Annotated in this window: 17 protein-coding genes; all 17 read right to left on the minus strand. The window is 39.7% G+C overall.

The window, feature by feature from the left end; genetic code table 11:
* Positions 1-14: 14 nt before the first annotated feature.
* Positions 15-899 carry a GNAT family N-acetyltransferase gene (locus MKY63_RS26985; protein ID WP_339810535.1) on the minus strand — a complete coding sequence of 295 codons (885 nt, stop codon included), beginning with the start codon at positions 897-899 and terminating at the stop codon, positions 15-17.
* A 48-nt stretch (positions 900-947) separates the two neighbouring features.
* A complete protein-coding gene (locus MKY63_RS26990; protein WP_076141673.1) occupies positions 948-1,184 on the minus strand; it encodes a DUF3977 family protein in 237 nt (78 codons plus the stop codon).
* Positions 1,185-1,213: 29 nt separating this feature from the next.
* Positions 1,214-1,729: a GNAT family N-acetyltransferase gene (locus MKY63_RS26995; protein WP_036678147.1), complete on the minus strand. Its 516-nt coding sequence runs from the start codon at positions 1,727-1,729 to the stop codon at positions 1,214-1,216.
* Between the two features lie 150 nt (positions 1,730-1,879).
* Positions 1,880-2,536 carry a CatB-related O-acetyltransferase gene (locus MKY63_RS27000; RefSeq protein WP_038570785.1) on the minus strand — a complete coding sequence of 219 codons (657 nt, stop codon included), beginning with the start codon at positions 2,534-2,536 and terminating at the stop codon, positions 1,880-1,882.
* Between the two features lie 184 nt (positions 2,537-2,720).
* On the minus strand, positions 2,721-3,497 hold the full coding sequence (locus MKY63_RS27005) for a DUF817 domain-containing protein (protein WP_038570784.1): 777 nt from the start codon (positions 3,495-3,497) through the stop codon (positions 2,721-2,723).
* Positions 3,498-3,499: 2 nt separating this feature from the next.
* Complete coding sequence (locus tag MKY63_RS27010) at positions 3,500-3,715, minus strand: helix-turn-helix transcriptional regulator (RefSeq protein WP_036678155.1); 216 nt, start codon at positions 3,713-3,715, stop codon at positions 3,500-3,502.
* Between the two features lie 10 nt (positions 3,716-3,725).
* Positions 3,726-4,208, minus strand: coding sequence for a DUF2975 domain-containing protein (locus MKY63_RS27015; RefSeq protein WP_038570783.1), 483 nt, complete (start codon positions 4,206-4,208; stop codon positions 3,726-3,728).
* 208 nt (positions 4,209-4,416) lie between these two features.
* Positions 4,417-5,616, minus strand: a complete 1,200-nt coding sequence (locus MKY63_RS27020) for a hypothetical protein (RefSeq protein ID WP_036678162.1) — start codon at positions 5,614-5,616, stop codon at positions 4,417-4,419.
* A 24-nt stretch (positions 5,617-5,640) separates the two neighbouring features.
* On the minus strand, positions 5,641-6,486 hold the full coding sequence (locus tag MKY63_RS27025; RefSeq protein ID WP_038570781.1) for a hypothetical protein: 846 nt from the start codon (positions 6,484-6,486) through the stop codon (positions 5,641-5,643).
* Positions 6,483-7,169, minus strand: a complete 687-nt coding sequence (locus MKY63_RS27030) for an ABC transporter ATP-binding protein (RefSeq protein WP_036678167.1) — start codon at positions 7,167-7,169, stop codon at positions 6,483-6,485. The genes MKY63_RS27025 and MKY63_RS27030 overlap by 4 nt, the downstream gene beginning before the upstream one ends.
* Entirely contained in the window at positions 7,166-7,582 is a 417-nt protein-coding gene (locus tag MKY63_RS27035; protein WP_036678170.1) for a GntR family transcriptional regulator, read from the minus strand. The genes MKY63_RS27030 and MKY63_RS27035 overlap by 4 nt, the downstream gene beginning before the upstream one ends.
* 139 nt (positions 7,583-7,721) lie before the next feature.
* Positions 7,722-9,230 carry a malate:quinone oxidoreductase gene (locus MKY63_RS27040; protein ID WP_339810541.1) on the minus strand — a complete coding sequence of 503 codons (1,509 nt, stop codon included), beginning with the start codon at positions 9,228-9,230 and terminating at the stop codon, positions 7,722-7,724.
* A gap of 215 nt (positions 9,231-9,445) precedes the next feature.
* Positions 9,446-10,486, minus strand: coding sequence for a hypothetical protein (locus MKY63_RS27045; protein ID WP_076099321.1), 1,041 nt, complete (start codon positions 10,484-10,486; stop codon positions 9,446-9,448).
* A 233-nt stretch (positions 10,487-10,719) separates the two neighbouring features.
* The gene (locus tag MKY63_RS27050; protein ID WP_339810545.1) at positions 10,720-11,721 is read right to left on the minus strand and encodes a Gfo/Idh/MocA family oxidoreductase; all 1,002 of its coding nucleotides are present in this window, start codon (positions 11,719-11,721) and stop codon (positions 10,720-10,722) included.
* A gap of 30 nt (positions 11,722-11,751) precedes the next feature.
* Complete coding sequence (locus tag MKY63_RS27055) at positions 11,752-12,840, minus strand: Gfo/Idh/MocA family oxidoreductase (RefSeq protein WP_036678180.1); 1,089 nt, start codon at positions 12,838-12,840, stop codon at positions 11,752-11,754.
* Positions 12,841-12,870: 30 nt separating this feature from the next.
* Entirely contained in the window at positions 12,871-13,632 is a 762-nt protein-coding gene (locus MKY63_RS27060; RefSeq protein WP_038570765.1) for a sugar phosphate isomerase/epimerase, read from the minus strand.
* Positions 13,633-13,657: 25 nt separating this feature from the next.
* Positions 13,658-14,821 carry a Gfo/Idh/MocA family oxidoreductase gene (locus tag MKY63_RS27065; RefSeq protein WP_339810547.1) on the minus strand — a complete coding sequence of 388 codons (1,164 nt, stop codon included), beginning with the start codon at positions 14,819-14,821 and terminating at the stop codon, positions 13,658-13,660.
* Positions 14,822-14,942: the final 121 nt, after the last annotated feature.

Raw genomic sequence — 14,942 nt, forward strand, 5'->3', positions numbered from 1 at the left:
TATTTTTGAGTTTTTTAATAATTCTCAGGTGGAGCGCTAAGTCTCGTGTCAGGTCTAAAATACTTGATATAGTTGTGGTATATTTCCGTTTCTTTAAACCCAAGGCTCTCATATAAGGCTTTCGCAAAATTCCCCTTCACTACTTCAAGTATGACCTTATCTTCACCTCTACTAATGATTTCATTAATAAGAAATTTCACAAAAGATCTTCCATAACCTCGTGATTGATGTTCTATCGAAATAGCAACCATACTTATTTTATTTCCTGCTATCTTGCCTACTGCTACTATCGTTTCATCAACTATCATTACAAACATATTATCTTTATTCTCCGCATACTGTTCCCGTTCCCATTCCACAGGTTTATAAAAAAACGAGGGATACATTCCTACACGTTGACGCATATGATAAAAAGCTAATTCGCAAACTCTGTCCCATTCAAAGTAATCCTTTTCCTCATAATTTCTAACCAGGATATTCTCTGAAGGAAAGGGAGCGCCTGTTCGTTCCATATTATAGATGGCAAAGTATACGCGATAATTATTTTTTTCCAAAACGCTGATTAATTGAGCATTGCTAGAAAGAACATTGAATACTGTATGCTCTACTGTTTCATTATGTATAAGCATGTTTTCATATTCTTCTATAAGCTTGGAGCCGACTTCCATTGTGTCATACTCTTTATTAACAAACAGGATTGCTTGTGGTTTTCTTCCAAACCCGTTAAATGAAAGAAAGCCTATGGATGTATCATTCATAATGGCAACCACAATGTTCTCTCTGTTGCTTTCTTCATTTTGATAAAAACTCTTTAATAAATCCTTATTGTGAAGTAACATATGTTCAATTTGCGCCTTATCTCTTTGCGGACTATATTTTTGTATTAAAAATGAGTTCATCTTGCTCCTCCATTTGTTCATTTAGACGGCAACCTTGTCATACTTAACCTAAAGACTTGTTATACCAAAAATAATCTTCAACGTTTTACGACTCTTCTTACTTATTTTCAAGCCTTGTCTTAAGTCTAGAATGATTACGGTTTTGCCAATCCAAACTCTAAAATATAACGAGCGGAACTTTACCGGTTTCACTATGCCTTTTTCTTCATATTCCGTTCCATCCTCTAACTCCGTTTCAGTTCTAATAAGCCATGTATTGCCAAGACCAAATTCGATATACTTCAGAATCTATCTCCCCCGTACAAGAGCTGCTTTTATTGCTCAATAGTTTTTATTAGATAAAGGCAGAGATCATCGTCCACACAAACATGTGCCCCAGGCTCAACAGGCTTATTATCGTACATGATTCCCCGCCCATCAGGGATAAAACCACGCTTTATATACATCCGTTGTGCGGTTCCATAGTCAGCGTATAATCCAAATCCAATACCAATAGTATTAGATATAGTAAAAGCATCTTTTTCAAGAGCTTCAATTAATACACTTCCTACCCCACGTTTCCTAAATGGCGGGATGACGTCAAAGTTTTGAATTTCAGGTATATTATTCTCTGCAAAATAAGGATATTCCGACCTGTATACCACATGTCCCCATCCAACAAACTCATTTTCACAAAAAGCTAAAATTGTAACTCGCTTTTCATTTTGATTTTCTTGCCAACAACGTTGGACATAATCAAGAGGTTGGCTTACGTCATGCTCAGATAACCCCGTATGTATAATAGCAATATCGTTTTGTGTCATTCGACGGATTTGTAAAGGTAAGGCCATAATATAATTTCCTCCTAACTTATTAAATGAGTCCATTCCTATATTAACATACTAATTAGGATTAATCTGGTAAAAAACAATTATTGTTAAACTACCCTGTCAGATAAAAGAACAGGCTGCAGAATATACCGGCAGCCTGTTCTGATTTTGTTATTTTTTTATTTCTTTAAGGTAAAAGTCATATAATTGATCAATAGATGAACTTGAAAAGATAGACGTGGCTTGTTCAATTTTCTCACGTTTCCAATCGAACCAGCACATTTCCTTTAACTTTTCGATTTCTTGATCTGTAAACCGTTGCTTGATCACTTTAGCAGGATTGCCGCCTACTATCGTATACGGTGGGACATCCTTTACAACAACTGATCCTGCCGCAACAATAGCACCTTCGCCTATTTTCACACCGGGCATAATCATTGCATTCATCCCAATCCAGGCATCACTTGCAATGATTGTATCCCCTTTGGATTCGTAAGAGTTTGCAATCTGATCTACAAAAGGATACACGGTGATCCATTCAGGATGATGATTGTGATTCCCACCCATGAGAATAATTACACCACTAGCAATACAAACATAATTTCCTATAATCAATTTATCTAAATGCCAACCATAATCTTCACTGGGATTAAACAACTTTCTTGATTGTTCATCACCCCAAAGGTATCTAACACACCCATCTTCAAAATCAAGATTATCGTAATAACCAGAGTAGTAAGAGTACTCTCCTACCTCAATCATTGGGTTGGTGACAATATCCTTTAAATACTTAATTTCAGACCAGTGGCTGAACTGATGTTGTTTCATTTTCTTTCCCTCGCTTCTAAGTAATGTAATTCATTTATACTTAGAAGCTTGATGCAGTAGCGACATTCTTAAACCTTTTCAAACGACGAACCATCGTCCTCATCCTTTTCCTAATTGATGCCGTCATTGTAACAAACGAATGATTTATTCGTCAAATCAACCGTATTGTCCGAACTCAGCTCAATTATGAATTTATCGGATTACGGCTAGCCTTAACATGTTTAAGCTGGGCAACTATAATGACGCTAATGATCACTAGAAGGAACCACGAACTGATCTTACTGAAACTAACCAGTTGCCACGTTTGATATTGATCAGGATATTTCCATGCATTAAAAAATGTAGCGATATTTTCAGCTAACCAGATAAAAAATCCTACAATAAAAAAGGCCAGTGTCAAGGGCATTCGATAGGTAACCGTCCGTACCCTATAAATGATCCATGTTTTCCAGAAGACAACAACCACAAGCGCTGTCAGCCACCAACGAAAATCAGGAATGAAATGATGTGTGAAAAAATTTAAATAGATGGCTCCTCCCAACAATCCCGCTGAAGCAAGCCCCGGCCAACCGGTCATATCCATTTTCAGTCTTCGCCATATCTGGCACATAAAGCTTGCGACACTCGCATACATAAATCCACTATAGAGGGGTACACCAAACACCTTCGTAAACCCTGGCTCTGGGTATGCCCATGAACCCATCTTTACCTTATAGATTTCCAGCAATAAACCAATAACGTGGAACACACAGATTACTTTTATTTCATCCAGTGTCTCTAATCCAGTACGGTACATGAGGTACTGCACTGTAAGCAGTATTAGAAGAATGGCATCATAACGGTAAAGAAAAGGCATTTCTATTATGTTAGAAAGAGCTAAAGTCCCAAAAATCGCAATAGGAAATATACAACTCATCGCCTGATGATATCCAAAATGCAGCAATTGTGTTATTGACTTCATTCTTAACTTTCCTCATCATTTTTGTATTCTAATAGATCTCCAGGCTGACATTCCAAAGCCTTACAAATTGCCTCTAACGTTGATAATCGCACCGCTTTTGCTTTTCCATTTTTCAATATAGAAAGATTAGCCATTGTTATTCCAACTCTCTCCGAAAGCTCAGTAACACTCATTTTTCTTTTAGCCAGCATCACGTCGATATTAATTATAATCGCCATTGTTTTCACCTCAGACAGTTAAGTCATTTTCTGATTTTATATCAATAGCTTCTTTTAAAAGCTTTTGTAGAACTGCAGCAAAAACGGCAATCACCATGGAGGCAAAAATGATAATCAAACCGATGACTATAATCCCGGGGGCATCATCTTTCTCCGCCATGAGGTAAAAGAGTGGCATACCAACTACATACAAGCAACTGATGATGATTGCACAATATTTTATTTTCTTTAAAACCTGTACAGACATTTCCGAGAAAGCATTGTTCTTGTCAATATAGCCCAACAGTTTAAAAGCTTGATACAGTGCAAAGTAAAAAGGTATCGCCGAGGCATACAAATCAATGGCAATGAGATATTTCAATAAACTATAATCCGGATACAGTTCTGCTGCGAAACTCGCTATCTCCGGCACCACAAATATGCACAAAGCAAGCACCGGGATACCTATAAGAATAACCGCTGCCCTTAAAAAAAGTGTTGATCCTCTTTCCATAAAAAACACACCTCACAGATTTATTGTGAATTGAATTTATCACATTATTTATCGTTTTACAATATATTTTAATCGAAATACAGTTATTATTGGCTGTTTTATAATTTTCTACTAAAAGGCCGAGCTAATTGACTATTAGAAGTCATTAGCTCGGCCTTGGTACCTTTTCATATCTCTTTATCTCTATTTTTCTATTCTACAAATAATTCTAATACTGACCGAGATCGATAAAATTCAAATCCATGTTAGTTTCATCTTCAGCCTGATTTGCAGCCTCCGTTGATACTACTTTTCCTTCGTATTCAAGGTTACCGCTTGTCAAATTGAATACATATAGACGATTACCTTTGAAATTCTTATAACCCACAATATAGAGATAGTTTTGTTTAAAATCATAGGTAATGTTTTCACTTAAATCTATATTTGTATTCTTCAAAGTAGTCTCATATTCTTTACTCACGAGATCGTAAGAAATAACAGTAAATCCTATATTCTCCTTACCCGATACAGCTTTTTGCAGGAAATAAATTTTCTGTCCATACGCATTCATAATATTATTCAATAACATTTCATGCCCTTGGAACGCGAGCGGCGAGATTTGTCCTGTTGCAACATCTACTTGATATGCCTTTTTATGATTATCTTTACTAACCGTTAAAATCCATTGATCCGTGTGATCCAGATTTTGATTGGCTAACCTAACGAATTGATTATCCCCATTTGCTGCTTCAGATTTAGCTCCTGGTAACACGAGCGGCTCATTTGTAATCTCCTTTGTTGTTAGATTAACACGGATAATCTGCGGTTCAGATACATAACCTTTGGCGCTGTGATTCAAAAACACCATTGCAACAAGCTCTTGATCAACAAGCTGTACATTTTGTACATACATATCTGAAACATCATGATCTACATTGATATCGGATGTGATTTCCAGCGTATTGTTCTTCTGCTTGTTAAGCACAGAAATACTGAGCTTAGCATTTTTCTTCGCTGAAGGATCATTGGATTGCTGCTTATCTACGGTCCAATTCACGTAAGCAAGCATATCCTGATTTTCATAAAACCCAGCTAAGTTCTTCTTTCCACGCATGAACTGACGATGCTGATCCCTCCATTTATCCAATTGTGTGTTCACTGGTCTTCGGTTTAAGCTTTGGCTGATCGTTAACTTTTCATCTGGATAATCTGTACCATTTGTAGTGATATTAGCTCGTTTGATGCCAAAAACACTATCCTTAGTCAGATAATTTCCGTATAAAGCTATATCTTCAACGAGAGAAGCATCCCCTTGAACCATCGTCAGCTTATAATTAGGTGGTGTCTCTTGTGAAGCCTGTACATAATACGTCCCGATTGTAACAACCGCGAACACTACAAGAACGGCGGTAACCATATATTTTCTCATTCCTTAACCTCCATTCCCCTTCAATTATACCGATATTTTCTTACGCAATAGATACAAGCTGTACCAAAGCGAACCTCCAGCAATAATCACTATTAATCCGAGACAAGCACCTAAGATTTCTCCGGGATAGAAGTAGCTATCGTATCTGCTATAACCCATAAGATAGGGTATTGAGGCTAATCCAGCTAGAACCGCTAAGTATAATACGATAAAGCCGATCCCTTTCAGTCTGTAGCTCCGCTCCATTAGAATCGCTGTGAACAAGACGATCAAGCCCGTAATGCCCAGTCCATAATATAGAACAAACTCAGAAAAGTAGGGCGGAACCAGTACTCTAAGCACAGTAGGATACTTCAAATAATCAAATACCGAGATGTTCCGATATAGTTCAGCAGGAAGAATCGACTGTGCTATCAAACGCTCCAGTGGCACAAGCACAATTTGCAGGGCAACAAGTCCAAATGCGAATAGCAAGATCGTAACCAGCTTGGCAAAATACAAATTCGCCCGATTGGATGGCAAGGTGAGCAGGCGATATACTATCGTATTTTTACCTCTCCAGTCACGGTACCAGATGAAGCAGCTATATATTAGTAACACTGTTATGCTCAAGAATATGGGTCCGAAATATAGAAGTCCATTATAGCGAGCATACATCATACTGTTTAGCTGAATATATCCAGTCACATTGTGATATTGCTCAAGCGTCCATTGATTCACTCTCATTGCCTCATTCGCAGAATCCAGCCAATGATTAGCACCGATGGTGACTGCTGCAAGCTGCAAGGCAACTGTCAGCACCATGAGTCCAATATATATTTTGGCAAATCGGTTCATTTCAAAATTCAATAGCTTCACAAAAGCTCTCATTTCATGTACACCTCTCTCATTACGTCCGTAATGGACTTACCTTCCTGCTCGCGAACTTCTTCACAGTAGAATTCACGCTCTACCTTCCCGTGCTGTAGCAAGACCGCTTTATCAATTAAATGCTCAATATCGTTAATTTCATGAGTTGTAATAATCACACCACGGTCCTCGATCAATTCACTCGTGAACACATCAGTAATTTGCTCGCGGCTGAACATATCAATCCCCGAGAACGGTTCGTCCATTAGGATGTAATCACAATCCAAGGCTAGTCCCAGCAACAAATTTACCTTCGCAGCCATCCCCTTCGACAATGAGGATACGCGATCCGAAGAGCTCAGTTGGAAGAACTTAAGCAATTCCTTTGCACGTTCAGCGTTCCAATTCCGATAAAAGTCAGCCATAAAGATCAAGCAATCAGCAATTCGCATATTGGAGGGCATCGTTAACGAATCTGGAATAAAAGTGATTTTCTCATACATCACAGGTGTTAGTGATACATTATCGATTAAGACTTCACCTTTGTATGGTGTCAGTCCCATGATGGACTTCAGCACCGTTGACTTCCCGGCACCATTGATTCCGATCAGGCAGGTAATCTCTCCTTTGGCAGCAGTGAAGCTAACGCCATTAAGTACCTTCTTGAATCCATAATTCTTCACCATCTGATTCACTTGGATCATCTTGTGTCACCATCCTCTGGAGATAACTTTCGCTCGGATGTATATTTTGTCTTTATGATATCTACCAGTTCTTCAACTGGAATTTGAATATTCTGAATGGAGCTGATGAATATATCCACTGCACTTTCGATTAATTCAGCTCGAATCGAGTTAAGTATTTGCTGATCCTGTGTAATTCGGCTCGGGGAATTCCCTTCTGTTACGATCAAACCCTGTTCCTCCATTTCCTTATATGCCTTCTGCGCCGTGTTCGCATTAATCTTCATTACTGATGCAAGTTCACGCCGTGAAGGAATTTTGTCTCCCGCTCCGATTTGCCCTGTGGCGATCTGTTCCTTGAAATGACGCACAACTTGAATATATACCGGCTCACGAATATTAAAGCTGACGCCTGATTTCTGTTCTTCTGTCATACAACCAACTCCATATACTAAGTGTGTGTACTAAGTGGTTCATACATCTTATTTATGTACTATACGTGTAATACACTTTTGTGTCAATAGTTCAGGTTTGAGCAGAAAAAAAAGCTGCCTTTCGGCAGCCCTCTTATTACTAAAACACCTTTTGATTAAAAACATGTTCTTTTCCACCTAAACCCAGTGCAGCTGCTGTTGTAGTGTGAATTTTCTGCAGAAGCACGGGATTATCCATTAGTGACAAGCCATAAGAAGGAATCATTTCTTTTATTTTGGGTTCCCATTCTTTTATATATTGAGGGAAACATTTGTTAAGCACTTCAAGCATCACGTGAACAGCCGTAGAAGCTCCAGGGGAAGCCCCTAACAGTGCTGCGACCGAACCATCAGCGGCACTAATAACCTCGGTACCAAATTGAAGTGTGCCTTTGCCAGCTTCTGTATCTTTGATAACTTGCACACGCTGACCAGCTACAACAAGATCCCAATCTTCAATCTTGGCATTGGGGATAAACTCTTTCAGTTCTTCCAGACGTTTTTCTTTCGATAACAGCACTTGTTCGATCAGGTATTTTGTTAATGACATGTTTTTAGCACCTGCCGACAGCATTGTTATGAGGTTATCCGGTTTCACAGAAGTTATTAAATCAAACATTGAGCCCGTTTTTAAGAATTTAGGTGAGAAGCCGGCAAATGGCCCAAATAACAGTGATTTTTTATTGTCGATAAATCTTGTGTCTAAGTGCGGTACGGACATTGGAGGGGCTCCAACTTTAGCTTTGCCGTATACTTTGGCATGATGCTGCGCAATAACTTCCGGATTATTACACACCATAAAAATACCGCTTACTGGGAATCCACCTATATGTTTTCCTTCAGGAATACCTGATTTCTGCAGTAAGTGCAGGCTTCCTCCCCCGCCACCAATAAACACAAATTTCGCTGTATGTTGTTCAATGTTACCGCTGGCATTTCTGATTTTCAGATCCCATAAGCCAGCACTGTTGCGCTTCATACTATTGACACTATGTTTGTAGTGGAGATCGACGTTTTTACTTTTTAAATGCTCAAATAAGATACGCGTTAAAGCACCAAAGTTAACATCCGTTCCAGAGTCAATTTTTGTAGCCGCAATGGATTCGTTCGCTGGACGATTTTGTATAATAAGCGGAATCCATTCCATCAGTTTTTTAGAGTCAGCAGAAAATTCCATACCTTGGAATAATGGATTTTTTGAGAGCGCTTCAAATCTTTTCTTTAAAAAAGCTATATCCTTCTCCCCTTGCACCAAACTCATATGAGGTAACGGCATAATAAAGTCCTGGGGATTATGTATCAGCTTACGATTTACAAGATAAGACCAAAACTGCATCGAAAGCTGAAACTGTTCATTAATCTGAATAGCTTTGCTAATATCTAAAGATCCGTCTGGCTTTTCAACAGTATAATTAAGCTCACAGAGCGCCGCATGCCCGGTTCCTGCATTATTCCATTCATTAGAGCTTTCTTCCCCTGCTTTTTCAAGCTTTTCAAATACTTTAATTTTCCATTCCGGTACTAATTCCTTCAAAAGTGTTCCTAAAGTCGCACTCATGATTCCGGCACCAATTAAAATGACGTCTGTATCAGTTGCACTTTTGCCCATTATTACCATCCTTATCCCCTGAATTTTGCAGAAAGGATGTGGGCGCTCCTTCTTAGGCGTCACACCTTTTCTGTATCAATTATAACCTTATCATGGTGTATTACAATTATTTATAAATTTAATATCTACTATTATATGAAAAAAATAAAATATTTAAAAGCTTGTAAAAAAGATAGAAATAAGTCCTCAAGATTTATGGAATAAAAAAAGCTGTATCATCCCCTGTTCTCATTGTAGACAATTCCGTTTTGATATCCCAACCCTACTATTGTTTTTTGAATTTCCTGATCTACTTTTCTTTTAAAAGTTGCAAACTCTAATGTAGTTAAGCCAATTGGAAGCTCTTGTTCTATAAATGAATCAAAATCGATCGCCGTTTTGAAAATACGAAGCTTGTGCAGAAAAGGTAATTGCTCCATTCCCGTCAAATGAGCCAATGTTTTACAATTCATAATCGTTAGCTCTTCCAATGCCTTCATCTGCTGATCAAAGTTAATCTCACGTAGCTGGATTTGATCTTCAATCACAAGCTTTTTTAACGCACGAAAAACCGAAATATTACTCAGATCATGAAAGCCACGGACTCTACAAATTTCCAGGCTCTCGATCTCATTCTCTTCGATGTCCTGAATATGTTCTCTGCCTCCAAGTAAAATGCGAAGTTCTCTCAATTTCTTTAGCCGATTAATAAAATGTAAGGGTTTGTTGCTAATGGAGTGCAGCGCGAGATAGGTAAGATCCTCCAGATCACCAATAGCATCAAGGTTTTTAACCTTTCCTATTACATGCAACTGTTCTAGACGAGAGAATTCTTTTAGGTATTCCAGATTAAGCGTCTTTTTCTCCGAACTAATATTTAAAATGCTTAAAGACCGCAACGTATCTATACTCAGAATCTCCGAATTCTCAAGCTCATAAATACCCACGCTCAGACTATACAGGTTATTCAGCTTAGCCAATACGTTCGTGTTATGTGCCTGGCGAAGACAATTCAGCAGCAGCATTTTAACATTTGGAATCTGCAGGAGTGTCTCACAATCAAAGGATACAGAATAATGGCCATAAAAACGCACTCCAAAATTTTCATCAAAACGCGCGCAAAGCTCATTTACTTCATCCAGAATCGAACCATAGGTCGATGGATCAGAGAACTGAACAATCACTTGGTTGCCGCTGTACAAGTCTTGCTGAATCTGAACTGGATCTAGTGAAATAGGATCATTGATCAGAATCCTTCTTTTCCATGTAACACTCATTCCTAACCCCTCCTACCTGCCGTTAATCATCATTTTATATTTATTGTAAATCTACGAATTACTTACCCATGAACATAATTACATAAATCACCCCCATGGACAAGCTAAAAAGGTAGGTTATAGATTATTTAGAGTTCCGTTGATGAGGATTGAGAATAAGTGATTCACATTAAAAATACAATAAGCTGTATCATTCGTAGAGTAATCTACTTTTGATACAGCTTATTTATTATTTATTCAGCCTTTTGCGATGAACTATAAATCCCCGCCACCAACTCCAGCGCTTTTATCCCTTCAGCACCATCCAACCAAAACTTTTGACCCCTGGCGACATGCTCATAGAAGTCCTCAATCAGTCTCTTATGCCCGGTACCCCAATAGGATTTACCTTCCGTAGCACTAAATCTAGGCTCACACAGCAAGGTTTCCTTTCCATCCTTCCAAAGATATAAATGATCTCTGCGGAGGTTGATAGTCCCTTCTTCAAAGACTAGCTCCAGCTCCACTGGAGAATTCTCCAGATAGGTATTTGTACCATAAAAGAGCCCTCTGACATTATTAGTGAAATCGATGCAGGCGTGGGCGGTATCTTCTACCTCTATGACCCCATTTAGCACATCCGTGGTAATACTGCCTTTCACCGATGCCACCTCTCCACCAAACCACTGAAGTAAATCCAGTGTATGAATGGTTTGGTTAATTAGCAGACCTCCACCTTCCGTAGACCAGCGTCCTCTCCAGTCACTATCGCTATAATAACTTTCGCTGCGGTGCCAGGTCACGATTCCTTTCATGCAGAGCAGCTTCCCATATATTCCTGAATCAATGACCTGCTTAATATATATGGAGGCATCATTATAACGGTTCTGAAACACCACACCAAGCTGTCCTGTGCTTTGCTGTGCGGCTTCAAGTATTCGTCTGGCTGAAGGAAGATCTGCCGCCATAGGCTTTTCGGTAAGGACATGTTTTCCTGCTCGTAACAACTCCGTAGCCATTTCTGCATGTAAATAATGAGGCGTACAGAGATGTACAACATGAATACGGTTATCATTTATAATTTCTCTATAATCATTAGTAGCTTGGCAGTCATATTCATTAGCCGCATGTAATGCTTTGTCAGCATCAATATCTGCAACTGCAAGTAGGCTCACACCATCGATGCCTGTTAATGTTTTTGCATGAAGAGGGAAAATGGCTCCGCATCCAATAATGGCTGCTCCAAGTTCATTCATCTATATTACCCTCCGTTCATCATTCAATCGTTATCTGAGTATTGCCGGGGTTAGATTGATCGCTTGTTCTTGAGCCTTCAGACATAACTCGGCAGCTTTGAACACATGGCTCTGTGTCATCGCCAGCTCTGTCCGATTCAGACAGTCAAGGATTAGCTCACCAAAGAAAGGAAAACCAACCTTCCCAGCTACATGCTCATAATGTTCCCCTTCCCCATTGACCCAGTACACATGATCCGGTGTATTTGAACGACCCATATCAGTATATTTACGCAGTTCAATGTATCCCTCAGTACCCATAATCATCGTGCGCCCGTCTCCCCAAGTGCCCAGCCCATCAGGGGTAAACCAATCCACGCGAAAATATTGTGTTGCCCCATTGTCCCCTACAAGAGTAGCATCACCAAAATCCTCTAATTCGGGATAAGTCGGATGGTTGTAATTGGCCACTTTACTATGAATAACCGAAGCATCCTGACAATCTGCATAATACAAAAATTGTTCTATTTGATGACTGCCTATGTCACACAAAATCCCACCATATTTCTCCCTTTGGAAAAACCATTCCGGCCGGTTAGGAGCATTTAGACGATGTGGCCCTAATCCAATGACTTGCAGGACACGGCCGATAGCTCCTTGCTGAATCAGCCGCCCAGCATAGATAGCGCTTTCAACGTGAAGGCGTTCACTGTAGTAGACCATATATTTCTTATTAGTTGCTGCTGCCACTGCTCTAGCGGATTCAAGCTGTTCCAGGGTTGTAAAGGGTGCTTTATCCGTAAAATAGTCCTTCCCGTGAGCCATTACTCGATTGCCTAAAGGTCCGCGTTCAGATGGAATTGCTGCCGCTGCTATTAATCGCACTTCGGGATCTTCCAGAACTTCTTCCACAGATCCAGCAGCTTTGACACCGGGATATTTACTAATAAAATTTCTGACCTTTTCCTCATCCGGATCATATACCCATTTCAGCTCTGCCCCTGCTTCAACCAGTCCGTTACACATCCCGTAAATATGACCGTGATCTAGGGCAATAGCGGCAATGATGAATTCACCCGGCTTCACTACTGGTTTGGATTCATATGTTGGTGCATAGGTCATCCCATTTTTCCGATTCATAAAAACCCTCCTAATCAGTATTACTCCATTCTATAACGTATTAAGAAGATAACGCAGACTGATCTCCAAGCTTTCAAAAGGATCACGACGGCAAACATCCTGCTCCACTACGAACCATTCAACACCTGTTTCGCGACAAACATTGATAATTTCTTTATAGTTCATATTCCCTTCACCGATTTCAGCAAAGATCTGTTTTCTATTAACGATCGCCATATCTTTTAAATGAACTACCTGCATTCTGCCTGCAACTTTGCGTATCCATTCAGCCGGACTCCCTCCGCCTGCTTGAACCCAATATAAATCCAGCTCAAAACCAACGGCAGGATCAGACTCGGTGAGCAGAATTTCCATGCCAGTCATTCCATCAAAGCGTTCAAATTCAAAATCGTGATTATGATAAACAAATTGCAGATCATGTTGATCTTTTAAAGTAACTGCAATGTCCGACATCAGCTTTGCGAATTCACGGTAACCTTCTTGTCCCGTACGGAATATTTCCGGTAAACTTCCTAGTCCAATATTTTTGCAGTTCCACAGCTTATGTTCAGCGGCTAAAGCATCCAAATCGTTCGTTAGGCGATCCCATGACACATGGGTTGCACATATTGCCAGACCTGATTCATCCGCATACTCTTTTACGAGTTTCGGATCGATCGGCCCGATGGCTGAAATCTGAATAGCTTCATAACCCATAGCAGATACCTTTTGAAAAGTGGATCTTAAATCCTCCGCAGTTTTAGTAAAATCACGTAATGTGTACATTTGAGCAGCAATGGTTGAACGATTCATAGGATCTTTCCTCTCTGATTAGAATTTAATGAGTTCCCTTAACATCAAAGGTTTGGGCGACTGTGGTTTCTTTGTTGAAGTTAGAATTCTCTACCTTTTCCATGAGCTTCTCATAAAATAAATCTTCATCAATCGGTAACTCCACCCAATCGTCGGTCCAAGCCGATAAATACATTCCATTAGATAACGTTAGACCGTGAATACCTTCCTCACCCGGAGCTAACAATTTCTCATCGTGTAGAATGGCATTCGTAAAGTTCCGCAAAATTCCTTTATGCTGTTCACCGCCACCTTCTTCTACAGGAATCTCACATTTCCAACACTCTGGGCTGCCGAATCCTCCCGTAAACTCTGCATTGAATTGCGGCTCCGGCGTGCGTAGACGCCAAAAGGTTAGCTTCCCGTCTTCCACTACGATTTTTCCATGATCACCAGTAATTTCGAAACGGTTAGTTCCCGGTGCTTCACCTGTTGTGGTGATAAAAAGCCCTGTCGCACCATTTTCATATTCCACATAAGCGGTTACATCATCTTCAACCTCAATATTGCGGTATTTACCAAAATGACAAAACGCTCTGATCCGCTTAGGCATCATACCTGTCGTCCACTGCCATAAATCTAGTTGATGAGGATCTTGATTCAGCAGCACCCCACCACCTTCGCCTGCCCATGTAGCCCGCCAACCACCGGAATTATAGTAACTTTGTGATCTGTACCAGTTGGTGATGATCCAATTTGTGCGGCGGATTTCGCCTAGTTCACCAGACTTTATGAGATCCCTAAGCTTTTGATATAAAGGATTCGTCCGCTGGTTATACATGATTCCGAATTTGCGATCAGACTTTGCTGCAGCTTCGTTCATCTGCTTAACAGCTTTGGTATAGACCCCAGCCGGTTTCTCTACCAATACATGATAACCATATTGAAAAGCCTCGATAGCTAAAGTTGGATGATCATAATGTGGAGTACAGATTAATACTGCATCTATGAGATGAGACTCATATAACTCTTGGGGTGTTGCAAATTTCTGTACACTTTCCGGTAAATGCTCTTCTGCCCATTTCAAACGTTCTTCCCTTACATCACATACAGCTGCAAGCTCAGCATCTTTAATATGATTCAACAGACTTTGTGCATGTGCACTCCCCATATTCCCAATTCCAATAATGCCATACCGTACTTTATTCAATCAGATCACTTCCCTATTTGAGGTTATGTTATGAGAATATACTTAATTAATAGACATGAACATGATCGAAACTAAGCATTATTTGCATAATAATAAGATGATTTAGTTAAATAAATTCGTT

Origin of the sequence: Paenibacillus sp. FSL R7-0189 (assembly GCF_037969925.1) — a bacterium.
GTDB classification, from domain to species: Bacteria; Bacillota; Bacilli; order Paenibacillales; family Paenibacillaceae; genus Paenibacillus_AQ; species Paenibacillus_AQ odorifer.

Coding starts and splice junctions, on each gene's coding strand:
- MKY63_RS26985 (WP_339810535.1), bottom strand. CDS start 899: ATGAACTCATTTTTAATACAAAAATATAGTCCGCAAAGAGATAAGGCG.
- MKY63_RS26995 (WP_036678147.1), bottom strand. CDS start 1,729: ATGGCCTTACCTTTACAAATCCGTCGAATGACACAAAACGATATTGCT.
- MKY63_RS27000 (WP_038570785.1), bottom strand. CDS start 2,536: ATGAAACAACATCAGTTCAGCCACTGGTCTGAAATTAAGTATTTAAAG.
- MKY63_RS27005 (WP_038570784.1), bottom strand. CDS start 3,497: ATGAAGTCAATAACACAATTGCTGCATTTTGGATATCATCAGGCGATG.
- MKY63_RS27010 (WP_036678155.1), bottom strand. CDS start 3,715: ATGGCGATTATAATTAATATCGACGTGATGCTGGCTAAAAGAAAAATG.
- MKY63_RS27015 (WP_038570783.1), bottom strand. CDS start 4,208: ATGGAAAGAGGATCAACACTTTTTTTAAGGGCAGCGGTTATTCTTATA.
- MKY63_RS27020 (WP_036678162.1), bottom strand. CDS start 5,616: ATGAGAAAATATATGGTTACCGCCGTTCTTGTAGTGTTCGCGGTTGTT.
- MKY63_RS27025 (WP_038570781.1), bottom strand. CDS start 6,486: ATGAGAGCTTTTGTGAAGCTATTGAATTTTGAAATGAACCGATTTGCC.
- MKY63_RS27030 (WP_036678167.1), bottom strand. CDS start 7,169: ATGATCCAAGTGAATCAGATGGTGAAGAATTATGGATTCAAGAAGGTA.
- MKY63_RS27035 (WP_036678170.1), bottom strand. CDS start 7,582: ATGACAGAAGAACAGAAATCAGGCGTCAGCTTTAATATTCGTGAGCCG.
- MKY63_RS27040 (WP_339810541.1), bottom strand. CDS start 9,230: ATGGGCAAAAGTGCAACTGATACAGACGTCATTTTAATTGGTGCCGGA.
- MKY63_RS27045 (WP_076099321.1), bottom strand. CDS start 10,486: ATGAGTGTTACATGGAAAAGAAGGATTCTGATCAATGATCCTATTTCA.
- MKY63_RS27050 (WP_339810545.1), bottom strand. CDS start 11,721: ATGAATGAACTTGGAGCAGCCATTATTGGATGCGGAGCCATTTTCCCT.
- MKY63_RS27055 (WP_036678180.1), bottom strand. CDS start 12,840: ATGAATCGGAAAAATGGGATGACCTATGCACCAACATATGAATCCAAA.
- MKY63_RS27060 (WP_038570765.1), bottom strand. CDS start 13,632: ATGAATCGTTCAACCATTGCTGCTCAAATGTACACATTACGTGATTTT.